Source organism: Nocardioides pacificus (assembly GCF_054775955.1).
The window spans coordinates 347,913-374,782 of record NZ_BAAHCI010000014.1; the positions used below are offsets into that span (position 1 = coordinate 347,913).

Here is a 26,870-nt window from a genome sequence, read left to right on the forward strand (position 1 = left end):
ATGGTGCGCTTTTGGCACTGAGGCCTGGGCGCGGCGAATCCGCTCCCTCGTAAGGCAAAGCCACACATCCACAAGGTTGAGACAGTCCGCTGGAACGGCCCTGTTGGGCTTCTGCGTCGTCCGGGCAGCAGGTGCAGCGCCCGTCCATCGAGGAGAGCCTGCTACGACACCAGCCTCGACGGAGACGGCGACGGCGTGGCCTGCGAGTAGATCATCTACTACTTGTAGGACTAGTACCTCACGTCTAGGTGCTTGACCGATGATGGTGCCGTGATCAGTCGGCTGAAGTACGAGCACAAGTCCGTGAAGGTGCTGCGGGGCACTGATGGTGCATCGAAGTGGGCAGCGGATGGCTGGGAGGTTGTCGGTGAGGAGAAGGGAAAGATCCGCACGACTCTGCAACTGCGTCGCGCCCGAACGCGCGCAGGCTGGCTCAATATCGTTGGGCCGGTCGCTGCACTTGTGGCTCTCGCCGCCGCTATCGGCGTTGGCGCTGCCCTTGAGGACGACGAGCCTGCATCCGACGACTCCGCTCAGCCCGCACGCGAAAGCAGCAACGAGTCGCAGCTAGCCGATGAGAAGTCTGCGCCCCCCTCCGACGAGGAGAAGTGGGCCGTCAACTACGAGGAGTCCCAGGGGGCCTTCGCCGACGAGGTGGCTGCCGCCTTGGGTGTGGGCAAGGTCCGGGCACTCACGAGCAAAGTGCCGCTGGGCTCATGTGCCCTTCTGAAGAAGGACCTCCCCGTCGGGGCAAGGATCTCAGAGACAGCCCAAGCCATCTCGGTACGCCGCCCACCCACCGCTGCCCAGGTCTTCGACGTCATCTCAGCGGCCACGACCTACGTATGCCCCGAGTTGGCGAAGCGTCACGCCACCCAGGTATCGGTCTACACGCGTGCCGCACGCCAAGCTGAGCTAGATAAGCAGCGCCAAGCAGAGGCGCGTGAACGTCGCAAGGCCAGGCAACAGGCGGCAGCCAACCCGCCAGCGCCACCGGTCGACGTCTACTACGCCAACTGCACCGAGGTCGAGAACGCTGGCGCAGCACCCATATACGCCGGGCAACCGGGATACTCCCGCGATCTCGACCGAGATGGTGACGGCGTCGCCTGCGAGTAGCCGCAGCCCGTCCGGCTCACGTGCCGGATTCGTTCTCCGATCGCCAGCAAGCCCGGGTGCAGCCGAGTTTTCAGCGCTCAGGAGGTTGCGTCATGCCGCGTACCGGCGCGCTTGCCCATGTATGCATGGTGACTACGTCAGAGCTGCTCGAGAAGCTTGGCTTTGGCCGTAGCGAACTCTTCGTCGGACAGCACGCCATCGTTGTGCAGGTCTGCCACTTGACGCAACTGCTCGCCGACGGTGGCCGACGGCACGCTCTGAGTCATCATTGTCTGGCCTGCGTCGCTTCGCCGAGTGGCCTCCAACACTGCCTTCCCAGCCGCCTCCAATGCGAGCCCTGCCTTGTCCTCAGTGCGCCCCATTCCACCCTCAGCTTGGAGGGTGTGCACTTTCTTGTCCGTCGCGACGGTTAGAAACAGGACTCGCTTCTCGTTCGAGGTAAATGTGCTCAGACCCATGGTGAGTCCGGCAGCCACCGCACGACCGCCTGCGCTCTTGTCCTGCACTTGAGTCGTGAAACTGATCGACGCGAGCTTCTCGAAGGGCGACTTCTGCGTGAGGAAGAGCCCGATGCGCACGAAGCCGCGTTCGTAGATCTCGACCGTGGTCGCACCGAACACGCCCTTCTTGACGATCTGCCCGTACGTGTTGCGATTGTGTGCATCTCTCACTTGGCCTGCCGCCTGCGCGTCCCCGTAGGCCTTACTCATAGACGACCCGAACTTCGCAACCGCACCCGGCTGCTCAGCAACCTGCGCCTGAGTGCTTCCACCTGCATCATTGGCGGGGAGGATGTCGGGTTGAGCAGCACCCCCCGAAGAGTGCAAGTGGGCCCGAACGGCGTCGGCGTCGGCGACGTCCATCGACTTGAAGACGGTGCGGGTGCCATCTCTCTTGGTGATCGTCAGGGTGGCTCCTGACCAGTTCGACTCCGCGACGGCGTCAACTACCTCACCATGGCTAGCCCAGTACTTGATCTTTCCATCCGTAAGGCTGGCTGCCAGCAGGCGCCGGTCTGTCAGCAGGACGCGATCCACCAGCGGCTTGAAGTTGTTGCACTTGCATACGAGGAGGACTGTTTCCCCGTCGAGCAAGTCCGGTTTGATCTTCGCCGCAAGCTTCTCGGCGCTCGACTGCTTGATTCCATCGCCCAACTGCATGGGATCATCCTCCCTGGTTGTGAGGCCGTGGCGTGGCGGGGCCCCACTATCCACCGTTTCTAGTGCTCCCTTAGCGTCATACCACCGCCGGTGACGCCTTCAGGCCTCGGACGTGAACCTATAGACATACGGCGTCGCTCCGTTCGCTATCCGCCCTCTGTCGAGCACGATCACCCGCGGCTCGCTGAGCAGCGCATGGGTGACAATCACCAGTTTCCAGTTCACATCGTCCGCGGCTCGCCGCCATTCGTTTGCCGTCAGCAGAACGGTGGGCTTCGAGCCCGACACACCCTTCACCTCCGCATGCACCTCGTCGCTGCCACGTCGAAACGTGATGTCCCACCCACATTTCTTGACGCTCACGTCATCGTGGTCCCACCCCGCAAACGCCGTGATCGCGGCCCGCATCGCCGCCGTTTCAACGAGCCAGTTATGGTCCGGTGTCCCGTACCCGGCGCCCGCATCGCTGATCGTCACAACGGCCACTGTGTTCTCCGCTGCCTCGCTCACCGATCCCGCAGAGGAAACGTGAACTGATGATCCCTGGCCCGGCGCCTTCTGGATCAGCTCGTACTCGTCCTCCAAGAGGTCGTAGATCTCCCTGCGCAGCGGGCGCAGCCGCTTTACAGCCTCGTCGTAGAGCGGCTCGCCCAGCGCGTTTGCCCACCACGGCATGACCCCGGCTGAGCCAGCGCTGACCTCGGTCCAACCAGGCCTCGTCGAGGGCTTTCCACGACGTGACCGTAGAAACTCCAGAGTCGCTTTAGCCAGCCCAATCCTGTGAGTGTCGGAAAGGTCAGACAACCTTGCAGTCTTCCGACCAGCTGAGACCGCGGCAATCCTGGCGTCGGTGAGTATCTGTTCCAGGCTCATGCCCAGGATTGAACCACCGTGCGTCAGCTAACGGTCGAAGTAGACCCACCATTCCTGGCGCCCGCGGCTGCGTCCTATCACCGCGATAGGGACGCAAGCCGGCACGTGTGTCCCGCTTGTCGTGTGCCCGCTCTCAGAGCCGTTCGATGATCGTCACGTTCGCCTGCCCGCCGCCCTCACACATCGTCTGCAGCCCGAACCGCCCGCCGGTCCGCTCCAGCTCGTTGAGCATCGTCGTCATCAGCCGTGTCCCGGTCGCCCCGATCGGGTGACCCAGGGCGATCCCTCCCCCGTTGACGTTGACCTTCTCGTGCGGCGCGCCGGTCTCCTTCATCCAGGCCAGCACGACCGAGGCGAAGGCCTCGTTGCACTCGAAGAGGTCGATGTCGTCGATCGACATCCCCGTCTTCTCCAGCGCGTGCGCGGTGGCGCGGATCGGGCCGGTGAGCATCCAGATCGGGTCGTCGCCGCGCACCGAGAGGTGGTGGATGCGGGCGCGCGGGGTGAGGCCGTGGTCCTTCACCGCCTGCTCGGAGGCGATCAGCATCGCCGAGGACGCGTCGCAGATCTGCGAGGCTACGCCCGCGGTGATCCGGCCGCCGGGTGCCAGCGGCTGCAGGCCGGCCATCTTCTCCAGCGAGGTCTCGCGCGGGCACTGGTCGGTGTCGAAGACCGTGCCGTCGGCCAGCGTGACGGCCTCGATCTCGCCGGCGAAGCGGCCCTCCGCGATCGCCGTACGCGCGCGGGTGTGGGAGGCGAGTGCGAACTCCTCCATCTCCTCACGCGAGATGTCCCACTTCTCAGCGATCATCTCCGCGGAGTTGAACTGCGAGACCTCGACGTCGCCGAAGCGCGCCTGCCAGCCCGGGGACTGGGCGAAGGGCGTGGTGAAGCCGTACTGGTCGGCGACCAGCATCGCCGCGGAGATCGGGATCGCGGACATGTTCTGCAGGCCGCCGGCGACGACCAGGTCCTGGGTCCCCGACATCACGCCCTGCGCGGCGAAGTGGACCGCCTGCTGCGAGGAGCCGCACTGGCGGTCAATGGTCACGCCGGGCACGTGGTCGGGCAGGCCCGCGACCAGCCACGCCGTACGCGCCACGTCGCCGGCCTGGGAGCCGATCGTGTCGCAGCAGCCCATGATCACGTCGTCGACGGCGCCCGGGTCGACGCCCGTGCGGCGCATCAGCGCGGACAGCGAGTGCGCGCCGAGGTCGGCGGAGTGCATCGCGGCGAGCGCGCCGCCGCGCTTGCCGACCGGGGTGCGGACGGCGTCGACGATGTAGGCCTCGGGCATGGGGGTCTCCTCAGATGACAGTGAGCTAGGACTTGGCGGCGATGCCGTCGAGCAGGATCGAGAGGTATTGATCGGCGACGACGTGGTGGGAGGTGTCGCCGCCGGGGCGATACCACCGCACAGCGACCCAGACGGTGTCGCGCACGAAGCGGTAGGCCAGGACGAGGTCGAGGTCCTTGCGCAGCACGCCGGCCTCGACGCCCTCGGTGAGCAGCGTCATCCAGACGTCGCGCAGCTGCGCCTGGCGCTCGGCGAGGTAGGAGAAGCGTTCGAACGCGCCGAGATAGTCGGCCTCGTTCTGATAGATCGCGACCTCGTGGCGGTGCTGGTCGATGGCCTCGAACGAGAGCCGGACGACGCGCTCGATCTTGGTGCGCGGGTCGTCGTCGCTGCGCAGGACCTCGTCGTAGGAGCCGAAGAGCTCCTCCTGGAAGCTCTTCAGGATCTCGTCGACCATCGACTCCTTGGAGTCGAAGTGGTGATAAAGGCTGCCCGAGAGGATGCCCGCCCCGTCCGCGATGTCGCGCACCGTGGTGTTCTTGAAGCCCTTCTCGGCGAAGAGCCGCGCGGCGATCGCGAGCAGCTCGGCGCGCCGGGTGGGGCCGGTGGCGGCGGGTGACATGGGCAGGCTCCTCTAGGGCGTTCAGGCGTGCTGGCTGCTGACGGAGACGACCTCGCCCGTCATGTACGACGCATAGTCGCTCGCGAGGAAGACCATCACATTGGCCACCTCCCACGGCTCGGCGGCCCGGCCGAACGCCTCGCGCTGCTTGAGCTCGGCGAGCAGCTCGTCGCTGGTCACCTTGGCCAGGAACGGGTGCATCGCCAGGCTCGGCGAGACCGCGTTGATCCGGATCCCGTGCGGCGCCACGTCGAGCGCAGCGCAGCGGGTCAGCGCCATCACGCCGGCCTTGGCGGCGGCGTAGTGGGCCTGGCCCTCCTGGGCGCGCCAGCCGATGACCGAGGCGTTGTTGACGATCACGCCGCGCTTGCCGGCCGCGACCATCTTGTTGCTCGCCGCGCGCACGCAGCGGAAGGTGCCGGTCAACGTGATGTCGAGGACCCGCGACCACTGCTCGTCGGTCATCTCCATGACGTTGACCGTGCCGCCGAGACCGGCGTTGTTGATCATGATGTCGACCCCGCCGAACTCGTCTGCCGCGTCGAGCAGCGCGGCCACCTGGGCCTCGTCGGTGACGTCGCAGACCAGGCTGCGCACGCGCTCGGCGCCGAACTCCTCGCCCAGCGTCGCCTCGGCCTCGGCCAGCCGGCGCTCGTGGGTGTCGGAGAAGACGACCGCCTTCGCGCCCTCCTCGAGCGCGCGTCGTACGACGGACGCGCCGATGCCCGCGCCGGCCGCGGCGGTCACCACGACGACCTTGCCGGCCAGCAGGTTGTGCCCCTCGACGTAGGCGGGGGTGGGCTGCTCGGGACGCTGGACGCTCATGCACGTGCCTCTCGGGTGGGCTTGGGTTCGCGGGGAAGGCCGAGCACGCGCTCGGCGAGGATGTTGCGCTGGACCTCGTCGCTGCCGCCGTAGATCGTGTCGGCGCGCGAGAAGAGGAAGAGTCGTTGCCACTGGTCGAGCTCGTAGCCCTCGACCTCCTTGGCGGTCAGGCCGGCGGGACCCGCGACCTCCATCGCGAGCTCGCCGAGGTGGCGGTGCCAGTTACCCCAGACCAGCTTGGCGATCGAGGCCGCTCCCCCGCCGGCCGAGGAGTCCGAGCCGCCGGTGACCAAGGAGAGCCCGCGCAGCGCGTTGAGTCGCATCACCTCGAGCTCGACCTTGGCGACCGCGAGCCGGTCGCGCAGCACCGGGTCGTCGATCGCGCCGGTACGGCGAGCGAGGTCGACGACGCCCTCGAACTCGCGGGCGAAGCCGACCTGCTGGCCGAGCGTGGAGACGCCGCGCTCGAAGCCGAGCAGGCCCATCGCCACGCCCCAGCCCTGGCCCGGCTCGCCGACGACCATGTCGGCGCCGGTGCGGGCGCCGGTGAAGAAGACCTCGTTGAACTCCGAGCCGCCGGTCAGCTGCTCGATCGGGCGGACGTCCACGCCGTCCTGGTCCATCGGGACCAGCAGGAACGACAGCCCCGCGTGGCGCTGCGAGCCGGCCTCGGTGCGGGCGATCACGAAGCACCAGTCGGACAGGTGGGCCAGCGAGGTCCACACCTTCTGCCCGTCGATCACCCAGTCGTCGCCGTCGAGCCGTGCACGGGTGGCGACGGCGGCGAGGTCGGAGCCGGCGCCGGGCTCGGAGTAGCCCTGGCACCACAGCTCCTCGACCGCGACGATCCCGGGCAGGAAGCGCTGCTTCTGCTCCTCGGTGCCGAACGCGATCAGGGTGGGGCCGAGCAGCTGCTCACCCAGGTGGTTGACGGTCGCCGGCGCGTCGGCGCGGGCGTACTCCTCGTAGAAGATTACCTGCTGCATCAGGCTGAGCTCGCGCCCGCCGTACTGCTTGGGCCAGCCGAGCGCGGTCCAGCCGTGCTTCGCCAGGTGGCGGTTCCAGGCCAGCCGCTCCTCGTGCGCCTCGTGGTCACGACCGGGGCCGCCGAGGCCCTTGAGGGCGGCGAAGTCGCCCACCAGGTGCTCGTCCAGCCACGCCCGGACCTCGGCCCGGAAGGCCTGGTCCTCGGCGGAGTAGCTCAGATCCACGGTGTGGGTTCCTCTCGACATCGGGTCGGGCTAAGGTAGCCTACCAAGCACTTGCTTGGGAACACTCAGCCGCTCCAGTGGAGGACCGCGATGTCATCGGACCAGCCGCTCACGCTGCCCGCCGCGCTGCGCCGCGCCGCGCAGTCCTTCGGCGGGCGCACCGCCGTGGTCGACGCCGGCGCGCGCACGTCGTACGGCGAGCTGCTCGAGCTCGTCCGCTCCGCCGCGAGCGGGTATGCCGCACTCGGGGTCCGCCCCGGCGACCGGGTCGTCGTCTGGGCGCCGAACGGGCGCGAATGGGTCGTCGCCGCGCTCGCCGTCAGCTATGCCGGGGCGACGCTGGTGCCGGCCAACACCCGCTACACCGGCCACGAGGTCGTCGAGCTCGCCGAGCGCACCCGCGCCTCGCTGCTGGTGCTCTCCGACGGCTTCCTGGGGCGCGAGCAGCTGCGCGAGATCGTCCGGGCGGCCGACGCGCTGCCCGCCGCGCACCGCGCCCACGCCGACGACGACGTGGTGCCGGGGCTCCCCTACCTGCGCGCGGTCGTGCGGATCGGCGACGGTCCCGCGCCCGCCCACATCACGCCGTACGACGCGCTGGCCGGGCTGGGCGCGGACCTCCTCGCGACCGTCGACGAGCGCGCCGCGGCCGTCTCCCCCGACGACATCGCCGACATCCTCTTCACCTCCGGCACCACCGGCCGCTCCAAGGGCGTGCTCACCGCGCACCGGCAGACCATCGCCGCCGCGCGGGTGTGGGGCGAGACCGTCGGCGTCGGGGAGGGCGACAGCTATCTGCTGGTCAACCCGTTCTTCCACTCGTTCGGCTACAAGGCCGGGATCCTGGTCTGCCTGCTCAACGGAGCGACCATGCACCCGCAGGCCACCTTCGACGTCGCCGAGAGCATCCGGCTGATCGAGGAGGAGCGGATCTCGGTGCTCGCCGGGGCGCCGACGATCTTCCACTCGATCGGCACCACGCCCGGCATCTCGCGACGCGACCTCAGCTCGCTGCGGGTCGCCGTCACCGGCGCGGCGACCGTGCCGGTGGCGGTCATCGAGATGATGCAGCGCGAGCTCGCCATCGAGACCGTGGTGACCGCCTTCGGGATGACCGAGTGCGTGGTCGCGACGATGTGCCGCCCCGGCGACCCCGCCGACCTGGTCGCCGCCTCCTGCGGGCTCCCGGTCGACGGGCTGGAGCTGCGGATCGTCTCCCCCGAGACCGGCTCCCCGCTCGAGGCCGGCGAGGAGGGCGAGGTGCAGCTGCGCGGGCCGATGGTGATGCAGGGCTACCTCGACGACCTCGAGGCCACCGCCGAGGCCATCGACGCCGACGGCTGGCTGCACACCGGCGACGTCGGCAAGGTCGACGAGCGGGGCTACCTCGCGATCACCGACCGGCTCAAGGACATGTACATCTCCGGCGGCTTCAACGTCTACCCCGCCGAGGTCGAGCAGGCCCTGGCCCGCGTGCCCGGCGTCCTCGACGCTGCCGTCGTGGGCGTGGCCGACGAGCGGATGGGCGAGGTCGGCCGCGCGTTCGTCGTACGCCGCCCGGGCAGTCCGGTCACCGCCGGCCAGGTGCTCGACGGGCTGCGCGAGCGGCTGGCCAAGTTCAAGGTGCCGCGCGAGGTCGTCTTCGTCGACGAGCTGCCGCGCAACCTGTCCGGCAAGATCCTGAAGAACGAGCTGAGGAGTCAGTCGTGAGCGTCTCTCCCCCGACCGGGCCCACTGACAGCCCCGAGGTCGTGACGTACGACGTGGAGGGCGCGGTCGCGCGGATCCGGCTCAACCGGCCGGAGTATCGCAACGCGCAGAACAGCGCGATGACCTATGCCCTCGACGCGGCGTTCACCCGCGCGGTCGACGACGACGCGGTCAAGGTGATCGTGCTGTCCGGCAACGGCGAGCACTTCTCCGCCGGCCACGACATCGGCACGCCCGGGCGCGACGTCGACCAGAGCTTCGAGCGGCAAGCGGTCATCTGGTGGGACCACACCGACAAGGAGGGCGGCGACGCGCGCTTCGCCCGCGAGTCGGAGGTCTACCTCGGCATGTGCCGGCGCTGGCGCGAGATCCCCAAGCCGGTGATCGCGATGGTGCACGGCGCCTGCATCGCCGGCGGGCTGATGCTCGCCTGGTCGTGCGACTTCATCGTCGCCTCCGACGACGCGTTCTTCGCCGACCCAGTCGTGAAGATGGGGATCCCGGGTGTGGAGTACTTCGCGCACCCGTGGGTGATGAACCCGCGCGCCGCCAAGGAGCTGCTCTTCACCGGCGACCGCTTCAGCGCCGAGCGCGCCCGCGAGCTCGGGATGGTCAACCAGGTCGTCGCCCGCGACGACCTCGAGGAGACCGTGCTGGCGATGGCCGGTCGGATCGCGCAGATGCCGCGCTTCGGCCTCGCGCTGACCAAGAAGGCCGTCAACCAGGCCGAGGACCTCCAGGGGCTGCGCGCCGGGATGGACTCGGTCTTCGGGCTGCACCACTTCGCCCATGCCCACAACGCCGAGGTCTCGCGCGACTCCCTCGGCGGGCTCGACGCCAAGGCGATGGCCGCGCACAACCGGACCCACGCCGACGACACGAATCAGGCAGGCACCCGCTGATGGATCTGACCCTCTCCCCCGCCGAGCTGGAGTTCCAGGCCGAGGCCCGCGCCTGGCTCGCCGCCAACGTGCCCTCGCAGCCGTTGCCGTCGATGGACACCGAGGCCGGCTTCCGCGCCCACCAGGAGTGGGAGGCCAAGCTGGCCGAGGCCCGCTGGGCGGTCGTCTCGTGGCCCTCGGCCTACCACGGGCGCGAGGCGTCGCTGGTCGAGTGGGTGATCTTCGAGGAGGAGTACTACCGCGCCGGCGCGCCCGGCCGGGTCTCCCAGAACGGGATCTTCCTGCTCGCCCCGATCATCTTCGACCACGGCACGCCCGAGCAGCAGGACCGGTTCCTGCCGTCGATGGCGACCGGGGAGAAGGTGTGGGCGCAGGCGTGGTCCGAGCCTGAGGCGGGGTCCGACCTGGCGTCCTTGAGGTCGACTGCCTCGCGGGATGAGGCTCGTGGGGGGTGGGTGCTCAACGGTCAGAAGACGTGGTCGTCGCGCGCGTCGTACGCCGACTGGGGCTTCGGGCTGTTCCGCTCCGACCCCGAGGCGGCGCGGCACAACGGGCTGACCTACTTCCTCTTCCCGCTCGACGCGGACGGGATCACCGTGCGGCCGATCGCGCAGCTCGACGGGGAGGCCGGGTTCGCCGAGATCTTCTTCGAGGACGTGTTCGTGCCGGACTCCGACGTGCTCGGAGCGCCCGGGGACGGGTGGCGGGTGGCGATGAGCACCGCCGGCAACGAGCGCGGGCTGTCGCTGCGGTCGCCGGGGCGGTTCTGTGCTGCTGCTGATCGGCTCGTCGGTTTGTGGCGGTCGGATGGTGCCTCGGTGCCGTCGGCTGCGGACGGGGTCGTGGATGCGTGGCTGAAGGCGCAGGCCTATCGGTTCTACACGTGGGGCACCGTGACGCGGCTGGCCGGCGGCGGCGAGATGGGGGCTGCCGGGTCGGTCAACAAGGTGTTCTGGTCCGAGTTGGACATCGCGCTGCACGAGACTGCGCTTGATCTCTTGGGGGCGTCGTCGGAGCTCGAGTCCTCGTGGACCGATGGGTATCTCTTCTCGCTGTCCGGGCCGATCTATGCCGGGACCAACGAGATCCAGCGCAACATCGTGGCGGAGCGGATCCTCGGCCTGCCCCGCGAGCCGAAGGTGAGCCCTGTGAAGAGTGACTCGAAGGGAGCGACCCGATGAGGTTCGTGCTCACGTCCGACCAGGAGGACTTCGCGTCCTCGCTCGACTCGCTGCTCTCAGCGTCCGACTGCGTGGGCGCTGCCCGTGCGTGGGCGGCCGACGACACCGCGCCGGGGCTGAAGCTGTGGGGCAGGCTCGCCGAGCAGGGCGTGCCGGCGCTGATCGCGTCTGAGTCCTCGGGCGGCATGGGGGCCAGTGCGGTCGAACTGATCGTCGCGCTCGAGGCGATCGGGCGGCACGCCGTCCCGGGTCCGTGGGTCGAGACGGCTGCCTATCTGCCGGTGGCGCTCGGTGACTCGGGTGTCGTCGAGGCGCTCGCCGAGGGGGCTGTCGGGAGCGTGGCGGTCGCTCCGCACACGCCGTACGCACTGGACGCGGACGTCGCCTCCCACCTCTTCGCGGTCGCTGACGGGTCGCTGACCGAGGCCACGGCCGGGGAGCTGCACCGGTCGGTGGACGGGACCCGGCGGCTGTTCTCGGTGTCGTCGGGCTCTGCTGTTGACTCCGGTGACCTGTCGCGGGCGTTCGACCTGGCCGTGCTCGCGTGCTCCGCGCAGCTGCTCGGCGCCGGGGAGCGGCTGCTCGCCGACAGCGTGGCGTATGTGAAGCAGCGCAAGCAGTTCGGTCGCGAGATCGGGTCCTACCAGGCCATCAAGCACCAGCTCGCCGACGTGCGGATCGCACTCGACTTCGCGCGGCCGCTGGTGTTCGGGGCTGCGCTGTCGGACGAGGCTCCTGAGTTCTCCCGTGATGTGTCGGCCGCCAAGGTCGCTGCCGCGGACGCCGCTTACCGCGCGTCGCGGACGGCACTGCAGGTGCACGGGGCGATCGGCTACACGCAGGAGTTCGACCTGTCGGTCTGGATCACGAAGGTGCGGGCCCTGGTCGCGGCGTGGGGCACCACGGCGTACCACCGGCAGCGGATCCTCGACGCGCTCGTCTCTGCTTCTCCCTCGTCTGAGTCGGCCGCCATCGAGCAGGGGGTCTGAGATGGAGTTCGGGCTCTCCGAGGAGCAGCAGGAGCTGGCCTCGACCGTCCGGTCGCTGCTGGACAAGCGCGCCGACAGCCAGGCCGTGCGGACCGCGTCGGAGTCTGACGCGGGGTACGACGAGGCACTCTGGGCGACGCTGTGCGAGCAGATCGGCGCGGTGGCGCTGGGGATCCCGGAGGAGTACGACGGGGCCGGGTTCTCGCTGTTCGAGACGTTCGTCGTGCTCGAGGAGCTGGGGCGGGCGCTTGCTCCGTCGCCGTTGCTCGCGTCGCTCGTCGCCGCCGAGGCTGTCTTGGCGTCGGGTGACGTGGACGCCTGTGGGCGGCTGCTGCCGCGGATCGCCGCGGGCGAGCCCGCGACGCTGGCGTGGTCGGGGACGGCGTCCGTGCCCGGCTCCGAGCCGGTGCGGGCCTCCGGGGACCTGCTGACGGGGACGATCTCGTGCGTGCTCGACGGCGACGTCGCCTCGGTGCTGGTCGTCGCGGCCGCCACGGACGACGGGGTCGCGCTGTTCGAGGTCGACCCGGCGTCAGTGACGCGGTCGCGCACGCAGGCGATGGACATGTCGCTGCGGCTGGCGACGCTGACGTTCGACGAGACGCCGGGGACGCGGCTTTCTGGCTCCGCCTCTGACGCTCTGTCTCGTGCGCATGTGGTGGGGGCCGCGGCCGTCTCGGTGCTCGCAGTCGGCTGCGCCCAGCGAGCTTTGGACATGACCGTCGCGTACGCCAAGGAGCGCGAGCAGTTCGGCCGCCCCATCGGGTCGTTCCAGGCGCTCAAGCACCGGATGGCCGACATGCTGGTGCTCCTGGAGATGTCCCGCTCGGCCTCGCTCGCCGCCTCGCACGCCGTCTCGGTGGGCTCGGACGACGCCCCCCGCCTCGCGGCCGTCGCCGCGTCGTACACGGGGGACGCGGTGGGCCGCATCGCCGCCGAGACCGTCCAGCTCCACGGCGGCATCGCCATCACCTGGGAGCACGACGCCCAGCTCGTCTTCAAGCGCGCCCACGCCCTCACCCAGCTCTACGGCCGCCCCCACCAGCACCGCGCCCTCCTCCCCCTCTGAGGCCCCGCCGTCAGGCAGGGCAGGCCTGACAGGCTGGCTGGGCTTGGGTGGGCGGGTGGTTGGTAACAAGCAACCCCCAGACCCGCCGACCCGTCACTCGCTCGACCAGACACGCCGTGTACGGCGGCGCCGGTGACGGGTCGTGCCGTGTGCGGCCTGCTGGTCCGTGCGTACGACGAGCCCGCGGCGCGCGCCGTACCGGCTCCCCTGGGTGCCGAGCACGCCAGACTGGAGCACGCTGAGCTCGCCCGCGTTGTCAGCCCGCCGGCGAACCACGGACCCTGCTGGGCCCCCTGGCAACAAGCTGGAGATCTTCACGCACCCGATGCCTGAGGAACGCCAGTTACCCGTCGGTCACCCTGACGCACGAACCTGGGCTCGCTGCATCGGGTAGGCGCCTGCGATCGACCCGTCACTCGCTCCGCCACGCTCGGCGTGTCTGGTCGAGGGAGTGACGGGTCGCCGTAGCCTGGGGGTCCCCTGAAGCTCTTTGACGGCGGGGGGCTCGCGTCGGCGACCGTCATGGCGCACCTGGGACCCACGGGGGTTGAGTGAACCGAGGACCTCGAGCCACCCGGCTCAGCGACGCGCGCCCCGGGCGATCCGCTCGAGGCGCGCTCCCGGCCGGGCGACTCGGCCTGGCCACCGGCCTGCTTGCCTGTCTGGCGCTCGCCTCCGCGTGCGATGAGGAGATGCCCGGTGGCAGCGCGGACGGCACGTCGGATGCCCTGTACGCCGTCGGGACTCCGCATCGCATCTGCGCCCCCTCCGAGCACCACAGCGCCTTCTCCGAGGGGTTCGACACGTTCGCCAACCGCGGGCCGGCGCCGGTGACGATCGACCGCGTCGAGTGGCCGACCGAGGGCGACCTCGCCGTGACGTCGGTGAGCGTCTTCCAACGCGAGCCGGGCGACATCTTCGCGACGCTCGGGATCTGGGGCGGACTGCCTCCGGGCGAGATGACTGACCGCGAGCTGCGCGCCTGGCAGCGGGCCGAGCCGGCTGACGGGGCGGTGCTCGACCTGGCGGATGACGGCGAGCGCTATCTGGTCTTCGTCGTCGGGTTCACCGGGACCAGTGGCTCCGGTGGGCCGCTGACCGTGCACTTCACCGACGCCGACGGGCGGGAGGGCTCGGCTACCTCGTTGGCCGAGGTGCGGGTTTCGCGCACCTGCTAGCGCCCCCGGCCGCCAGCGGCCGAGCCCCGCCGCGCCGACCCGTCACTCGCTCCGCCGTACTCGGCGTGTCTGGTCGAGGGAGTGACGGGTCGGCGGGTGGGGTTACTGCTGGAGCCAGGCCTCGGAGAAGTCGGGCATGTACTCCGCGCCGAGCTCCACGCCGTGGACGTTGTCGTTCCAGGCGTGGACGGCGGCGTTGGCGCCGGTGACGACGATCGGGTTGTCCTGGTTGAACAGCTCCTGGATCTCGTCCAGCACCGCCTGGACCTCCTCGTCGGTGGCGGCGGACTGCAGGTCGGCCAGCGCCGCGTCCATCTCCTCGGAGGCGTAGCCGGTCTCGTTGCCATAGCTGGTGGAGCTGAGGCTGCCGACGAGGCGGTGGTAGGGGTCGGACTCCGAGACGCTCATCGCGCCGCGGGCGAGGTCGAAGTCGTGGTCGACGAAGACGCGGTTGGTCTGGTCGGCGATCGAGGCGACCAGGTCTGTCTTCACGGCGAAGCCGACGCGCTCGAGCATCGCCTTCATCGCCACCGCCTGGGTGCGCGAGGTCGGGTCGGCGCCGTCGAGGTAGGTGATCTGCCCGTCGAAACCGTCGGCCTTGGCCTCCTCGACCAGCTGCTCGGCCCGCTCCAGGTCCACGTCGAGCGCCGCGTCACTGGTGTCCCACTTCGACTCCGGGGCGAACATCTCCTTGCCCGGCAGGCCCTTCCCGTCGTACGAGCGCTGGTAGTCCAGCTGCGGGTCGTAGGCCAGCGCGATCGCCTCCCGCACCCGCGGGTCGGACCCGGGCCGGCCCTCACGGTGGTTGATCGAGAGGTTGTTGCCCAGGCTGGTCAGCGTCAGGTGGCCGGCAATGTCGGCCTCGACCACCTCGTCGACGACCTTCGGGTCCCGGATGAACGCGACGTCGGCACTGCCGTCCTCGAGAGCGTCGAGCTTGGCCTCGTCGGCCAGCGGCCAGAAGATCCGGATGCCGTCGAGGTGCGGGGCGCCGTCCCAGTAGCTCTCGTTGGCGGTGAGGAGGAGCTCCTCCGCCGGCTTGTACTCCTCGAGCATGAACGCCCCCGCGCCGATCGGCTCGAACTCCGCACCCGCGTAGGCGGCCGGCGCGACGATCATCCCGGCCGCCTGGGCCAGCATCGCCGGGAACCGCGCCCACGCGTTGTTGAGCTCGAAGACCACCGTGCGCTCGTCCTCGACCTTCATCTCGGCGAGGTTCGGAGCGAGCATCGCGGTGTCGACGCCCTGGCTCTTCATGTACCACTCGATGCTGGCGACCACGGCCTTCGCGTCCAGCGGCGTCCCGTCGGAGAAGTCGACACCCTCGCGCAGGGTCAGTGTCCAGGTCTTGAGGTCGTCGCTGCTCTCCAGCGACTCCGCCAGCTTCGGCTCGAACTCCTGGCTCTCGGTGTTCAGGGTCATCAACGTGTCGTAGACGGCGACGAGGGCGCCGCCGCCGGAGGCGCCCGTGGCGTACGACGCGGCGGGGCTGAGGCTGCGGATCTCGCCGTAGTCGGCGAAGTCCAGCGTGCCGCCGTCGACCGGGTCGCCGGCCTCGGGCTGGTCGCCGATCAGCCCGAAGGTGTAGCGCCCGCGGTCGACCGCGGCGCCCTCCTTCTTGGCTGCGTCGTCATCGTCCGCGGACGCACAGGAGCTGAAGAGCAGGGCGCCGACGACAGCGGCGACGGCAAGACGGACACGAGGGGTCGAGTTCACGGGTGGTTCCTCCAGGGTGGGGGTGCTGACGAGTGGTGGGCAGTGAGGTCGATCAGGTCTGGTGAGCCAGGTCAGGCAGGCAGCACGCGGGCGGTCGCCTTGATCTCCAGGCGCACCCCCGGCAGCCCGCCGCCGATCTGGGTGGCGCCGATCGCGGTCCAGGCGGGCCACGGCTCACTGAGCCGCCGGTCGCGGACCTGCATGAAGGTGGGCACCTGCGCGGCGAGGTCGAGGTGGAAGGTCAGCAGGTCGACCACGTCGGCCAGGCTCGCGCCGGCCGCGTCGAGCACGTGGGCGAGGTTGGTGAGGGCGAGGTCGATCTCCTCGGCCAGGTCATCGGGGACGGAGCCGTCGGGGCGCGTGCCGAGGACGCCGGAGCAGTGGATCGTGTCCCCCGCCCGGACGGCCGGGGCCAGGTGCCAGGCGGCGTAGGTCTCCTCCTGGCCGGCAGGCACCACCGGCACGAACGACGCGGCGCCCGCCGGGCGCTCGCCGTACTGCTCGTCGATGGGGGCCGCATCACCCTCGGCCCAGGCCGCGGCGAAGACCTCGTGCGGGATCGAGTCGCGCCACTCCCCCGTCAGCGCGAGCTCGGCGCCGAGCCGGCCGATCTCGTCGGCGGCCATCGCGCCGCGCTCGCCCTCGACGAGGACGACGGTGCGGTCGTCGGCCCAGTCGATGTAGGGCCGGTCGGAGGGGGTGTCGCAGACCAGGCACGGGCGGGTGCGCATCGAGAGGATCTCGACGTCGGGCAGCAGCTCGCCCAGCAGCTCGCGGGCCTCGTCGATGTCCGCGGCCCGGCCGCCGGTGCGCACCCAGGCGGCGATCTCGTCGCGTTCGGTCAGCGGGTTGGCGAGCAGGCTGGCGCCGGAGGTCTTGATGTACCAGCGGCCGTCGGGATACTGCACCGGCGCCATCACGATGCCGCCGAAGGCCATCGCGCCGTCGCGGACCTTCATCATCATCATCGTCGGCATCGCCACCGCGTCGGGGCCGGCGACCTCGGCCAGCACCACGGTGGCTCCATAGGTGGTGGTCTGGAGGCGGCGGGCCAGCAGCCCGGTCGCGTTGGTCGCGGCTCCTGTCGCGACCACGACCCTGGCGGCGGTCCAGGACTCGCCGCCCCGCGCGGTCACCTGGATCCCCTCGGCGACCTCGGCGGTGGCGACCACCTCGTCGCGCACGAGTACGGCGCCCGCGGCCAGCGCTGCGGACAGTTCCGCCTGGACCAGCGCGCGCGGGTTGAGGAGGAAGGCGTCGGGCTCACGCAGGGCCACGTGGTCGGGCGGGAAGGAGAGCGTGGGGTACGCCGCGGCGAGCTGCTGGGCGTCGAGGTGGTCGACGGCGACGCCGAGGTCGGCCGCGTTGCGGGCCAGCACCTCGCGGTCGAACCACAGCGAGGACGCGGCGCCCTCGCCGTCGGGCAGCACGGTGACCGAGTGGGTCGGGGTCAGGAAGTCGATCCCGGTGCGCGCGATCAGATCGGCGAAGCGGCGCCGGCTGCGCATCGTCAGCAGCGAGGTCGCCAGCGGTACCTCGAGGACGTGGCAGAGCCGGCCCTGGTCGTAGTAGCCGGCCCACGTCCCCTCGTGCGACTCGGTCCCCGCCGGCTCGTCCGGCCCGATCAGCAGCACCCGGGCGCCGGACTCGGCGGCGTGGCGGGCGGTCGCCGTACCCAGCGGGCCGGCGCCGATCACAGCGAGATCGAAGGTCGGGGTGGTGCGCACGGGCGTCTCCGAGGGTCAGGGGGAAGGCGGAGGCCACAGCATCCACGCCACCCCTGCTTAAAGCAACAGGCTGTTGCTTTAGGTGGGACACGGCTCCGCGTCCCGTCTAGACAGGGGTCTCCCGAGGACTGCCCTAGGCTGGCCCGACCATGAGCGTCCAGACACGTCAGCGCAGCGGCGGCCGCAGCGAGCAGGTGCGCCTGGCCGTCGGTCGCGCGGTGCTCGATCTCCTTGCGGAGGGGCACTTTCCGTTCACGACCGTCGAGGTCGCCGAGAGGGCCGAGGTCAACCGGCGCACGCTCTATCGCTGGTGGCCCACCCACGACGACCTGCTCGCCGAGGCGCTCACCCATCACGTGCGGACGGTGACGGTGCCCGACACCGGCAGCTGGACCGCGGACGTGCGCGTGTTCGCCCACGAGATCGCGGCGTTCGCGGCCGATCCGGTCGACCTGACGATGACGCGGATCATGGTCTCGGGGCTGCACCCGGCCTTCAACGCGGCGGTGGTCGAGCACTTCGCGCCGGTGATGGCCGGCTGGTACGAGATGCTCGCCCGTGCCGTCGCCCGCGGCGAGGCGAGCAGCACCCACGATCCCCGGACCGTCATCAACACCCTGGTCTCCCCGCTCTTCCTGGCCCCTCTCACCAGCGGCCAGCGCACACCACCTGAGTTCGTGGACCAGCTGGTCGCCCTGGTCCTGGACGCCACACGCCCCGTCCCCTGACGCTTCACCTCTGGGGGCAGCCCCTGCAGGCGCAGGCCCCCAGACCGCCGACCCGTCACTGCCTCGACCAGACACGCCGTACGCAGCGGCGCGAGTGACGGGTCGTCGTCAGTCGGGGGTGGGGCCTGGGAGGGGCGGGGTGAAGGTGAGCCGGGTGTGGGGCCGCTGGCCCTTGATCTGGTCGCGGGGCCAGACGGCCGTGCCGACGTACTCCTCGCCGTCCAGGGTCAGCCTGACCTCGTAGGTGAACGGGGCGGGGCCCAGGGTCGCCTCCGGGTGGACCGGGGGCTGACCGCTGAAGGACAGCGACCCCTCGACGGGGCACGTGCCGGGGTGGTTCAGCGTGGCGTCGACGACGATCGGGATCCCCCGGGCGGTCCTCGCCACCACCTCGGCCTCGACCTCGTCGGGCTGGAATCCCAGACCCTCCACGACCAGCTGCATCCGAGGAGCGACCGCATAGTCACCGGCCTTGCGCAGCAGCGCGAGGTGGGCCGACGGCTCCTCCCCGGGCCCGCCGACGGGCGTGGTCCAGGCGAAGCTGGTGGTCACGTCGCCCGCCTCACCCGTGCCGAACAGATCCACCCGATAGCGGCCGGGAGGACCGGCCGGCTGCAACCGGAACGTCTGGTCACCGATCCGCTCGGCCCTCACTGTGTGGCTGCGCGGGCAGGCCGCGTCGAGCTCGGTGAACGTCGCTCGGAAGTCCCATCCCTTCAGACCGAACCAGAAGTCGAGGGCATCGTGCTCTCCGGCGCTCGGGAGGTCACGTGTGCTCGGGCCGAGGCTGTCGACACAGATCCCCTTCGCTGTCCCCCGCGGGCTCGGCGGCCCGGTCCAGCAGTAGCCCCAGGCGGAGAGCGCGACATCCCCGTCCGCCAGACGGAGCACGACCGGCGACGGCTCGTCGCCCCAGGTGTACGACGGATCCGGACGATCGCTCGGACTCGGGGAGGAGCCGGCAGCGCGGTGATCCGGGCTCGGGTCGCCACCTCCGACCACGCCGATACCCACTGTCACCGCGACGACCGCAGCCATCGCGGCACCCCCCGCCAGGACCGCCCGCCGCCGCCGACGCCGCCGAGCGCGCCGCGACGACACCTCATGGAACGGCGCCACCCCCTCCGGAGTGAGCTCGTCGACATGCCTGCGCAGCCGGTCGCCGAAGTCGTTCATCTCGTGCTCCGTTCCTGGTCAGCGCGTGTCTCGTCAGCCAGCAACGGCGCCAGTGCCGCGCGGGCGCGCGACAGCCTCGACTTCACCGTGCCGGTGGGGACGTGGAGCAGCTCGGCGACCTCGTCGACCGGGAGGTCGTGCAGGTGGTGCAGCACCACTGCCGCACGCTGGGCCACGGGAAGCGCCATCAGGGCCGCCGTCAGTTCGAGATCTGTGCCTGGGGAAACCGCCGGCGGTGCGGTCACAGCTCGTCGGGCGAGCAGGCCCAGCCCCCGTGCCGCCACCTGCCGCCGCCGCAGCCTCGACACGAGTAGCCGCACGGCGACCGTGCGCAGCCACGCCTCGGGATCGTCGTACTCCCGCACCTTGCGCCAGTGCTCCAGCACGCGCGCGAACGCATCCTGGGCGACCTCCTCTGCATCGGCGCGGCTGCCGCCGATCGCGGTCAGCAGCCCCACCAGCGCCGGGCAGGCGCGGGCATACAGGGCAGCCACCTCGTCCGTCTCCACACCCCTGTCACGCTGCAGGGGCCGGTCAGGTTCCATGAGAGTCAGCCCTATCGCACGAGCACCCCCGGCGGCCACCTCCCCGTCCGCGCCGACCCGTCACTCGCGCCGCCGTACCCGGCGTGTCTGGTCGAGGGAGTGACGGGTCGGCGGGTCAGGGGCCTCTCAGGTGCTGCTCCAGGGCCTTGCGTACGACGTGCGCGGTCTGCTCGCGGGGCACGCCGTAGACGTCGCGGTCGGTGAGGACGCAGATGCCGAAGCCGTGCTCCTCGCGGACCCAGGCCCGGCGACGTCGGTCGCGGGCGCGCTGCTCGTCGCTCTCGTGCCAGGCGCGCCCGTCGTACTCCACGGCGAAGCGGCGGATCCCGTCCCCCAGGTCGAGGTAGGCCCGCTCCAGCCAGCCGTCGTGGCGGCGTACCTCCAGCTGCGGTTCGAGGATCAGCCCGGCGTCGCGGCAGCGGATCCGGACGAAGGACTCCGCCTGGGACTCCGCGCGCGGATCCGACAGCGGCACCAGCTCGCGGCCCTGGACGATGCCGCGCGCGCCCTTGAAGTCCGGGAGCCGCTCGATCAGCTCGTCCAGCCCCACGCCCAGGTGCCGGCGGATCTGGTCGAGCGCCGCCAGCGCCTGGTCGCGCGGACGCAGCCGCGCCATGTCGAGCGCGAGCCGCACCGGCGACAGCACCCGGATCCCGGCCACTTCCGCGACGTCCTCGGGGCGCAGCGTCCGCTCGCCGCCGTCGCAGCCCAGCTTGCGGATCCGGGTCGAGCCGGGTGTCCGGAACACCCGCAGGGGCGCCGCCACCCAGCGCGCTCCCGGCGGGTCGAGGTCGAGGCCGTAGACCCAGCAGGCCGTCTCCTCGGTGACCACCGCGTCCTCAGGCAGCACCAGGGAGAGTGCCTGGACCCGGGTCAGCGTCGTGTCGGGGACGGCATTGTCGACATAGACACCGAGAAGCGGGCGGCGCAGGATCCCGTGCGCGCACAGGGTCGTGAGCTCGTCGCGGCTGACCCCGACGTCACGGGCCTGCGCGAGGGTGAAGGGGCGCGCCAGCGGGAGTCGCGGGTGGGAGTCCGGCAGCGCCAGCGGCAGCTCGTCGTACGCATGCATTCGCTCAGACTGCCCAAGGACGGCGCGACGCCGCCGAGCTCATCCACAGGCGCAGATCGACCCGTCACTCCCTCCGCGACACGCCGCGAAAACGGTCGAGGGAGTGACGGGTCGGCGGGCTTGGGGCCCGGCTGAGCCCTGACCTGACGTGACCTGCTCAGGTGGTGGTGCGGTACTTGCCCTGGAAGAACAGCAGCGGGTCGTTGTTGTCGGTGACGTCGAGGTCCTGGACGCGGCCGACGACGATGTAGTGGTCGCCGGCCTCGTGGATGGCGTGGACGGTGCAGTCGACATACCCGACGATGCCCTCGAGCAGCGGCGAGCCCGTCTGCGACGGCGCCCACGAGACGCCGGCGAACTTGTCCTCGGCGCGGCTGGCCATCGCGTTGGAGATGTCGATCTGGTCGGCGGCCAGGAAGTTCACGCAGAACTTCCCCGCGTTGCGGATCGCGGCGAAGGCGCGCGAGGTGCGCATCGGCAGGAACGCCACCAGCGGCGGGTCGAGCGAGACGCTGGTGAACGACTGGCAGGTCATCCCGACCGGCTCGCCGCCGGAGACGGTGGTCACCACGGTCACCCCGCTGGCATACCTGCCCAGGACGTCGCGGAACTTGCGCGCCTGGGCCTGCGCCGTCTCGTCGTCCGCCGGGACGGCGAAGTGCTCGCCCGCACGGAACTCGAAGTCGACCTTGCCCAGGAACGACTCGATGAGCTCCTGCGGCGGCCAGGACGCCTGGGCGTCCTCGCGCATTCCCTCGGGGATCTCGTGATCAGACATGAGGTCCATTCTTAACCTCAGTGCCCCACGCTGAAGTCATGCCCCCAGTAGGACACGGCCGTCGACTCGCGCGCGACCCACTTCGCGTCGTCGACGGTCATCCCCTCGGTGCCGTACTCGACGTCGAAGCCGCCGGGTGACTTCACGTAGAACGACACCATCTCGTCGTTCATGTGGCGCCCCAGCGTCGCCGACAGCGGCACGTTGTGCTTGCGCACCCGCTCCAGCGCGCGGCCGACGTCGTCGAGCTTGTCGACCTCCATCATGATGTGCACGCACTTGGCCGGGTTGGGCATCGGCAGGAACGCCAGCGAGTGGTGGCGCGGGTTGCAGCCCAGGAAGCGCAGCCATGCGGTCGAGCCGGGCTCCTTGCCGACGAACTCGCCGGGCATCCGCATCGAGTCGCGCAGCCGGAAGCCGAGCACGTCCTCGTAGAACTTCAGCGCCGCCTCGTCGTCGCCCACCGGTACGACGATGTGGCCGAGGCCCTGGTCGCCGGTGACGAACGTGTTGGCGTACGGCGTGACGACGGGGCGCGACTCGTAGGTCACCCCGTGGTAGAGCTCGAAGACGTTCTCCCACGGGTCCTCGAACCGGATCATGCCCTCGACGCGCCGCTCCTTGAGCTCCTCCGGCGTGGCCTCGTGGACCTCGACACCGTGGTGCTTGAGCTCGTCGAGCGCGACGGCGAGCGCCCGGTGGTCGGGGACCTCCCAGCCCATCGCGGCCAGGCAGTCGCGGTCGCTGGGCTCGATGACGATCCGTGCGGACAGCGCGTCCATCCGGTAGTAGAGGTTGGCCGGGTCCGGGCCACGTCCCTCGGCGAGGCCGAGCACCTTGCCTGCGAAGTGTCGCCACTTCTCCAGGTCCGTGCTGGCGACGCGGACGTATCCCAGTGCGCGGATGTCCATGTTCTCCCTCCCTAGCCCTTCGGCTTCTCGCGGTGCATCGCGAGGTAGTTGGTGGCCACCGCGCGGAACTCCGCGGCGGCCTCGATCTGGGCCCAGTGGCCGCAGTTGGGGAAGACGTGCAGCGACGCCTTCGGGATCAGCTTCAGCGCCGCGAAGGCGCCGTCGAGGGGGTTGACCCGGTCCTCGCGGCCCCAGGTGAGCAGCGTGTGCTGGCGGATGCGGTGCGCCTCGCGCCACAGCAGCCCGTCCTCGAAGGTCTCGGGCTTCATGAACGACGCGCCCATCGACGCCATCGCCTCCCGCGCACCGGGCGCCGTCGCGTCGGCGAAGCGCTCCTCGACCAGCTCGTCGGTGACCAGCGCCTGGTTGACGACCATCGTGGAGATGAACGCCCGCAGCGCCTCGCGCGACGGGTTGCCCGCGAAGTCGTAGAGCCGCTTGATGCCCTCGGTGGGGTCGGCGTGGAACAGGTTGAGCGAGAGCCCGCCCGGCCCCATCAGGATCAGCCGACCGACCCGCTTGGGGTGCTCGAGGGCGAACCGGACCGCGGTGCCGCCGCCGAGGCTGTTGCCGAGCAGGTGGATCCGCTCGATGCCGAGCTCGTCGAGCAGCGCGGCCAGCGCGTCGGCGGAGAACCGGTAGTAGTTGCCGACGATCTCGGGCTTGTCCGAGGCGCCGAAGCCGGGCTGGTCGACCAGCAGCGTGCGGAAGTCCTCGGCGAAGCCCGGCAGCGCGGCGCCGAAGTTGGACCACGCCGAGGCGCCCGGTCCGCCGCCGTGCAGCATCACCAGCGGCAGTCCCCCGCCCAAGGGGCCGTCGGGACCGACGCGGGACTCCCCCGCCTCGTAGTAGTTGAGCGTGAGGTCGCCGGCCTTCGCCGACCGCCTTGTCGTCTCCTGAAGAGAGGTCATCGCTCAGTACATCCCCGGGTCGACCTTGTGGCCGAACTCCGATGCGCCGTACATCTGCAGGGCGCGCTCGGGGTCGTTGGCCGCGTGCACCCGGCCGGCGTGGGAGTCGCGCCAGGCGCGCTGCAGGTAGGTGCCCTCGGCGAGCGCGCGGCCGCCGGAGGCCTCGAAGAGCGCGTCGATCGCCTCGATGGCGCGCTCGGTGCCGACCACCTGGTCGCGACGCACCTTGAGGCGCAGCGTCAGCGGGATCTTCTCGCCGCGGGCGACGTGGGCCTGCTCCTCGCGGATGTTGTTGGTCAGCAGCGCCCAGGCCGCGTCGATCTCGCTGGAGGCGCGGGCGATGCGGACCGCCGCGAAGGGGTCGAGCGACGCCTTCTCCCCGATGTACGACGCGCGCACCCGCTTGCGCTGCATGTCGACGTGCTCGTCGTACGCCCCCATCGCCATGCCGATGATCGGCGTGGTGATCGTGCTGGTGAACAGCGAGTGGAAGGGCAGCTTGTAGAGGTCGGAGGTGTTCTGCTCCTGGCCGGGGCCGAAGCAGCGCCCGGTGTCGCTCATCGAGAGCGTGAACGCGTCGGGGATGAACACGTCGTCCACGACGATGTCGTTGGAGCCGGTCCCGCGCAGGCCGACGGTGTTCCACACGTCGATGATCCGGTAGTCCTTGCGCGGCACCATGAACGTCTTGAAGTCCACGACCTGGCCCTCGGCGTTGAAGACCAGCCCGCCGAGCAGCACCCAGGTGGCGTGGTCGCAGCCCGAGGAGAAGCTCCACTTGCCCGAGAGCGTGTAGCCGCCCTCGGCGACGACCGCCCGGCCGGTGGGGGCATACGACGAGGAGAGGCGCGCGGAGGTGTCGGAGCCCCACACCGCCTGCTGGGCCTCGTCGGCGAAGAGCGCGACCTGCCAGGGGTGCACGCCCAGCACGCTGGAGACCCAGCCGGTCGAGCCGCAGGCCGAGGCGATGTCGCGCACGGCGGTGTAGAAGTCGATCGGGTCGGCCTCGAGTCCGTCGAAGCGCTGGGGCTGCAGCAGCCGGAAGAAGCCGGTCTCCTCGAGCTCCTTGACCGACGACTCGGGGACGACGCGCAGTCGCTCGGTCTCGTCGGCCCGCTCCCGGAAGGTGGGAAGCAGGTCGCGGACCCCGTCGAGGACTTGCTGGGACATCGGCTCTCCTGAGATCGCGTGGTTCGGTGCTGCCATACTAGAACACGTTCTAAATAGTTCGTAAGGTCGAGGCCACCTCGTCCAGACGCCATTTCCAGACGCCATGGAACCCGCCCGGATCGCCTGACAGGCACCGACTCCCACTCACCGGGCGATCGTGTGGACGCGGGAGCGAGGCCGAATGGAACCTTTGATCCGCCAGACACCTATTGCCTGACACACCCATCAGGCCAGCAGCCCGCAGAGCATCAGGAGCGCACGTGACCGCAGAGTCCCTCACCCCGGGGCCCGCAACGCCCGAGACGACCGTGGACGTGGTGGTCGTCGGCACCGGCGGGGCCGGCATGACCGCCGCGCTCGCCGCGAAGCACCGCGGCCTGGACACGGTCGTCATCGAGAAGACCGACGGCTTCGGCGGCTCCACCGCGCGTTCCGGCGGCGGGGTCTGGATCCCCAACAACCACGCGCTCACGGCGGCAGGCCAGGGCAACCCGGACTCCGAGACCCGCGCCTACCTCTACGAGGTGATCGGCGACGTGGTGCCCCAGGAGCGCATCGACGCCTTCGTCGACCGCGGCCCGGAGATGCTGAAGTTCGTCACCGACAACTCGGCGGCCGACTTCATGTGGGTGCCGCAGTACTCCGACTACTACCCCGAGGCCACCGGCGGTCGCGCCAGCGGGCGCAGCGTCGAGCCGAAGCCGATCGACGGCAACATCCTCGGCGACGAGCTCAAGCGGCTCACCAAGCCCTACACGAAGGCGCCGGTCGGGCTGGTCATCGGCCAGGCCGACTACCGCAAGATCAGCCTCGGGCTGCGCTCCTTCCGCTTCCCGCTGACGATGATCAAGGCGATGCTGCGCCGCACGATCACGCTCGCGCGCGGCAAGAAGATGTACGGCATGGGCAACGCGATGATGATCGGGATGCGCAAGGGCCTGATGGATGCCGGCATCCCCGTCTGGTACGAGACGCCCCTGACCGACCTGGTCGTCGAGGACGGCCGCGTCGTCGGCGTCAAGGTCACCCGCGAGGGCAGCGAGCAGGTCATCCGCGCCCGCCGCGGCGTGATCCTGGCCTCGGGCGGCTTCGAGCACAACGCCGAGATGCGCCAGCAGTACCAGCGCGGCCCGATCGGCTCCGAGTGGACGACCGGCGCGGCCGGCAACACCGGCGACGGCATCAACGCCGGCATCCGCGCGGGTGCGGCGCTGGACCTGATGGACGACGCCTGGTGGGGCCCGTCGATCCCGCTGCCGTCCGGCCCGTGGTTCTGCCTCGCCGAGCGCAACCTGCCCGGCTCGATGATCGTCAACCAGGCCGGCAAGCGCTTCAGCAACGAGGCCGCGCCGTACGTCGACGCGGTGCACGCGATGTATGACAACGCCGAGAGGACCGGGATCGAGCACGTCCCGTCCTGGATGATCATCGACCAGCGCTACCGCAACCGCTACCTCTTCGCCGGGCTCAGCCCGCGTCAGCCCTTCCCGGGCCGCTGGTACAAGTCCGGCTCGATCGTGAAGGGCGACTCGCTGCGCGAGCTCGCCGAGAAGATCGGCGTCCCGGCCGACACGCTGACGCAGACCGCGGAGCGCTTCAACCAGATGGCGCGCACCGGCAAGGACCTCGACTTCGGCCGCGGCGACTCGGCCTACGACAAGTACTACGGCGACCCGAGGTCCAAGCCCAACCCGTCGCTGGGCGTCATCGACCAGGGGCCGTTCTACGCCGTGAAGATGGTGCCGGGCGACCTCGGCACCAAGGGCGGCATCGTCACCGACGAGCACGCCCGGGCGCTGCGCGAGGACGGCTCCGTGATCGAGGGCCTCTACGCCGCCGGCAACGTGTCGTCGGCCGTGATGGGCCGCACCTACGCCGGCGCCGGCGCCACGATCGGGCCGGCGATGACGTTCGGCTACATCGCGGCGCACCACATCGCGGACTCCTCCGCGGACACCGGCTCTCGCCGCGGCGCCACCGCCGAGGCCTCCTGAGGCGCC

25 protein-coding genes are annotated in these 26,870 nt (G+C 70.4%); 10 read left to right on the forward strand and 15 right to left on the reverse strand.

Annotated features, from left to right (window positions below; translation table 11 throughout):
- The first annotated feature begins 111 nt into the window (after positions 1-111).
- Positions 112-210 (forward strand): excalibur calcium-binding domain-containing protein, encoded by a 99-nt coding sequence (locus ACYU7L_RS18085; RefSeq protein ID WP_460799843.1) that lies wholly within the window; start codon positions 112-114, stop codon positions 208-210.
- Positions 211-270: 60 nt separating this feature from the next.
- Positions 271-1,119 (forward strand): excalibur calcium-binding domain-containing protein, encoded by an 849-nt coding sequence (locus ACYU7L_RS18090; RefSeq protein ID WP_460799584.1) that lies wholly within the window; start codon positions 271-273, stop codon positions 1,117-1,119.
- Between the two features lie 137 nt (positions 1,120-1,256).
- Here ACYU7L_RS18090 and ACYU7L_RS18095 read toward each other — a convergent pair whose 3' ends face one another.
- The 6 genes from ACYU7L_RS18095 to ACYU7L_RS18120 form a co-directional block, all read right to left on the reverse strand.
- Complete coding sequence (locus ACYU7L_RS18095; protein ID WP_460799587.1) at positions 1,257-2,279, reverse strand: SHOCT domain-containing protein; 1,023 nt, start codon at positions 2,277-2,279, stop codon at positions 1,257-1,259.
- 99 nt (positions 2,280-2,378) lie between these two features.
- On the reverse strand, positions 2,379-3,152 hold the full coding sequence (locus tag ACYU7L_RS18100) for a protein NO VEIN domain-containing protein (protein WP_460799589.1): 774 nt from the start codon (positions 3,150-3,152) through the stop codon (positions 2,379-2,381).
- Positions 3,153-3,285: 133 nt separating this feature from the next.
- Positions 3,286-4,449, reverse strand: a complete 1,164-nt coding sequence (locus ACYU7L_RS18105; protein ID WP_460799591.1) for an acetyl-CoA C-acetyltransferase — start codon at positions 4,447-4,449, stop codon at positions 3,286-3,288.
- A gap of 25 nt (positions 4,450-4,474) precedes the next feature.
- The gene (locus ACYU7L_RS18110; RefSeq protein WP_460799595.1) at positions 4,475-5,071 is read right to left on the reverse strand and encodes a TetR/AcrR family transcriptional regulator; all 597 of its coding nucleotides are present in this window, start codon (positions 5,069-5,071) and stop codon (positions 4,475-4,477) included.
- 21 nt (positions 5,072-5,092) lie between these two features.
- A complete protein-coding gene (locus ACYU7L_RS18115) occupies positions 5,093-5,896 on the reverse strand; it encodes an SDR family oxidoreductase (RefSeq protein ID WP_460799597.1) in 804 nt (267 codons plus the stop codon).
- Positions 5,893-7,107, reverse strand: a complete 1,215-nt coding sequence (locus tag ACYU7L_RS18120; protein WP_460799600.1) for an acyl-CoA dehydrogenase family protein — start codon at positions 7,105-7,107, stop codon at positions 5,893-5,895. The genes ACYU7L_RS18115 and ACYU7L_RS18120 overlap by 4 nt, the downstream gene beginning before the upstream one ends.
- Positions 7,108-7,197: 90 nt before the next feature.
- Between ACYU7L_RS18120 and ACYU7L_RS18125 the strand changes: the two genes are divergently transcribed.
- The 6 genes from ACYU7L_RS18125 to ACYU7L_RS18150 all read left to right on the forward strand — a co-directional run bounded on the left by ACYU7L_RS18125 (position 7,198) and on the right by ACYU7L_RS18150 (position 14,136).
- Complete coding sequence (locus ACYU7L_RS18125; protein WP_460799603.1) at positions 7,198-8,817, forward strand: AMP-binding protein; 1,620 nt, start codon at positions 7,198-7,200, stop codon at positions 8,815-8,817.
- Positions 8,814-9,719, forward strand: coding sequence for an enoyl-CoA hydratase (locus ACYU7L_RS18130; RefSeq protein WP_460799605.1), 906 nt, complete (start codon positions 8,814-8,816; stop codon positions 9,717-9,719). The genes ACYU7L_RS18125 and ACYU7L_RS18130 overlap by 4 nt, the downstream gene beginning before the upstream one ends.
- Positions 9,719-10,900 (forward strand): acyl-CoA dehydrogenase family protein, encoded by a 1,182-nt coding sequence (locus ACYU7L_RS18135; protein ID WP_460799608.1) that lies wholly within the window; start codon positions 9,719-9,721, stop codon positions 10,898-10,900. Before ACYU7L_RS18130 ends, ACYU7L_RS18135 begins: the two co-directional genes overlap by 1 nt.
- Positions 10,897-11,889, forward strand: coding sequence for an acyl-CoA dehydrogenase family protein (locus ACYU7L_RS18140; RefSeq protein ID WP_460799610.1), 993 nt, complete (start codon positions 10,897-10,899; stop codon positions 11,887-11,889). Before ACYU7L_RS18135 ends, ACYU7L_RS18140 begins: the two co-directional genes overlap by 4 nt.
- 1 nt (position 11,890) lies before the next feature.
- Positions 11,891-12,958: an acyl-CoA dehydrogenase family protein gene (locus tag ACYU7L_RS18145; protein WP_460799612.1), complete on the forward strand. Its 1,068-nt coding sequence runs from the start codon at positions 11,891-11,893 to the stop codon at positions 12,956-12,958.
- 551 nt (positions 12,959-13,509) lie between these two features.
- On the forward strand, positions 13,510-14,136 hold the full coding sequence (locus tag ACYU7L_RS18150; RefSeq protein WP_460799614.1) for a hypothetical protein: 627 nt from the start codon (positions 13,510-13,512) through the stop codon (positions 14,134-14,136).
- 102 nt (positions 14,137-14,238) lie between these two features.
- Here the strand turns inward: ACYU7L_RS18150 and ACYU7L_RS18155 are convergent, their stop codons facing one another.
- Both ACYU7L_RS18155 and ACYU7L_RS18160 read right to left on the reverse strand, forming a co-directional pair.
- Complete coding sequence (locus tag ACYU7L_RS18155; RefSeq protein WP_460799618.1) at positions 14,239-15,852, reverse strand: ABC transporter substrate-binding protein; 1,614 nt, start codon at positions 15,850-15,852, stop codon at positions 14,239-14,241.
- Between the two features lie 71 nt (positions 15,853-15,923).
- Positions 15,924-17,579 (reverse strand): FAD-dependent oxidoreductase, encoded by a 1,656-nt coding sequence (locus tag ACYU7L_RS18160; protein ID WP_460799620.1) that lies wholly within the window; start codon positions 17,577-17,579, stop codon positions 15,924-15,926.
- A 149-nt stretch (positions 17,580-17,728) separates the two neighbouring features.
- Between ACYU7L_RS18160 and ACYU7L_RS18165 the strand changes: the two genes are divergently transcribed.
- Positions 17,729-18,307 carry a TetR/AcrR family transcriptional regulator gene (locus tag ACYU7L_RS18165; RefSeq protein ID WP_460799625.1) on the forward strand — a complete coding sequence of 193 codons (579 nt, stop codon included), beginning with the start codon at positions 17,729-17,731 and terminating at the stop codon, positions 18,305-18,307.
- A 108-nt stretch (positions 18,308-18,415) separates the two neighbouring features.
- Here ACYU7L_RS18165 and ACYU7L_RS18170 read toward each other — a convergent pair whose 3' ends face one another.
- The 7 genes from ACYU7L_RS18170 to hsaA form a co-directional block, all read right to left on the reverse strand.
- Positions 18,416-19,483: a hypothetical protein gene (locus ACYU7L_RS18170; protein WP_460799628.1), complete on the reverse strand. Its 1,068-nt coding sequence runs from the start codon at positions 19,481-19,483 to the stop codon at positions 18,416-18,418.
- The gene (locus ACYU7L_RS18175; protein ID WP_460799630.1) at positions 19,480-19,992 is read right to left on the reverse strand and encodes an RNA polymerase sigma factor; all 513 of its coding nucleotides are present in this window, start codon (positions 19,990-19,992) and stop codon (positions 19,480-19,482) included. The genes ACYU7L_RS18170 and ACYU7L_RS18175 overlap by 4 nt, the downstream gene beginning before the upstream one ends.
- A gap of 151 nt (positions 19,993-20,143) precedes the next feature.
- Positions 20,144-21,100: a hypothetical protein gene (locus ACYU7L_RS18180; protein ID WP_460799634.1), complete on the reverse strand. Its 957-nt coding sequence runs from the start codon at positions 21,098-21,100 to the stop codon at positions 20,144-20,146.
- 157 nt (positions 21,101-21,257) lie between these two features.
- On the reverse strand, positions 21,258-21,878 hold the full coding sequence (locus tag ACYU7L_RS18185) for a flavin reductase family protein (protein WP_460799638.1): 621 nt from the start codon (positions 21,876-21,878) through the stop codon (positions 21,258-21,260).
- Between the two features lie 17 nt (positions 21,879-21,895).
- Positions 21,896-22,789 (reverse strand): iron-dependent extradiol dioxygenase HsaC, encoded by an 894-nt coding sequence (hsaC, locus tag ACYU7L_RS18190; protein WP_460799640.1) that lies wholly within the window; start codon positions 22,787-22,789, stop codon positions 21,896-21,898.
- Between the two features lie 11 nt (positions 22,790-22,800).
- On the reverse strand, positions 22,801-23,700 hold the full coding sequence (hsaD, locus tag ACYU7L_RS18195) for a 4,5:9,10-diseco-3-hydroxy-5,9,17-trioxoandrosta-1(10),2-diene-4-oate hydrolase (protein WP_460799643.1): 900 nt from the start codon (positions 23,698-23,700) through the stop codon (positions 22,801-22,803).
- A 3-nt stretch (positions 23,701-23,703) separates the two neighbouring features.
- Positions 23,704-24,870 carry a 3-hydroxy-9,10-secoandrosta-1,3,5(10)-triene-9,17-dione monooxygenase oxygenase subunit gene (hsaA, locus tag ACYU7L_RS18200; RefSeq protein ID WP_460799645.1) on the reverse strand — a complete coding sequence of 389 codons (1,167 nt, stop codon included), beginning with the start codon at positions 24,868-24,870 and terminating at the stop codon, positions 23,704-23,706.
- A gap of 260 nt (positions 24,871-25,130) precedes the next feature.
- Here hsaA and kstD point away from each other — a divergent pair, with 260 nt between their 5' ends.
- A complete protein-coding gene (kstD, locus tag ACYU7L_RS18205; RefSeq protein WP_460799648.1) occupies positions 25,131-26,864 on the forward strand; it encodes a 3-oxosteroid 1-dehydrogenase in 1,734 nt (577 codons plus the stop codon).
- Positions 26,865-26,870: the final 6 nt, after the last annotated feature.

Excerpts from the sequence above, each read along its gene's own strand:
- ACYU7L_RS18135 (WP_460799608.1), top strand. The coding sequence starts at position 9,719 with ATGGATCTGACCCTCTCCCCCGCCGAGCTGGAGTTCCAGGCCGAGGCC.
- ACYU7L_RS18115 (WP_460799597.1), bottom strand. The coding sequence starts at position 5,896 with ATGAGCGTCCAGCGTCCCGAGCAGCCCACCCCCGCCTACGTCGAGGGG.
- ACYU7L_RS18165 (WP_460799625.1), top strand. The coding sequence starts at position 17,729 with ATGAGCGTCCAGACACGTCAGCGCAGCGGCGGCCGCAGCGAGCAGGTG.
- ACYU7L_RS18110 (WP_460799595.1), bottom strand. The coding sequence starts at position 5,071 with ATGTCACCCGCCGCCACCGGCCCCACCCGGCGCGCCGAGCTGCTCGCG.
- hsaA (WP_460799645.1), bottom strand. The coding sequence starts at position 24,870 with ATGTCCCAGCAAGTCCTCGACGGGGTCCGCGACCTGCTTCCCACCTTC.
- ACYU7L_RS18185 (WP_460799638.1), bottom strand. The coding sequence starts at position 21,878 with ATGTCTGATCACGAGATCCCCGAGGGAATGCGCGAGGACGCCCAGGCG.
- ACYU7L_RS18105 (WP_460799591.1), bottom strand. The coding sequence starts at position 4,449 with ATGCCCGAGGCCTACATCGTCGACGCCGTCCGCACCCCGGTCGGCAAG.
- ACYU7L_RS18095 (WP_460799587.1), bottom strand. The coding sequence starts at position 2,279 with ATGCAGTTGGGCGATGGAATCAAGCAGTCGAGCGCCGAGAAGCTTGCG.
- hsaC (WP_460799640.1), bottom strand. The coding sequence starts at position 22,789 with ATGGACATCCGCGCACTGGGATACGTCCGCGTCGCCAGCACGGACCTG.
- ACYU7L_RS18140 (WP_460799610.1), top strand. The coding sequence starts at position 10,897 with ATGAGGTTCGTGCTCACGTCCGACCAGGAGGACTTCGCGTCCTCGCTC.
- ACYU7L_RS18125 (WP_460799603.1), top strand. The coding sequence starts at position 7,198 with ATGTCATCGGACCAGCCGCTCACGCTGCCCGCCGCGCTGCGCCGCGCC.
- ACYU7L_RS18100 (WP_460799589.1), bottom strand. The coding sequence starts at position 3,152 with ATGAGCCTGGAACAGATACTCACCGACGCCAGGATTGCCGCGGTCTCA.
- hsaD (WP_460799643.1), bottom strand. The coding sequence starts at position 23,700 with ATGACCTCTCTTCAGGAGACGACAAGGCGGTCGGCGAAGGCCGGCGAC.
- ACYU7L_RS18145 (WP_460799612.1), top strand. The coding sequence starts at position 11,891 with ATGGAGTTCGGGCTCTCCGAGGAGCAGCAGGAGCTGGCCTCGACCGTC.
- ACYU7L_RS18180 (WP_460799634.1), bottom strand. The coding sequence starts at position 21,100 with ATGCATGCGTACGACGAGCTGCCGCTGGCGCTGCCGGACTCCCACCCG.
- ACYU7L_RS18170 (WP_460799628.1), bottom strand. The coding sequence starts at position 19,483 with ATGAACGACTTCGGCGACCGGCTGCGCAGGCATGTCGACGAGCTCACT.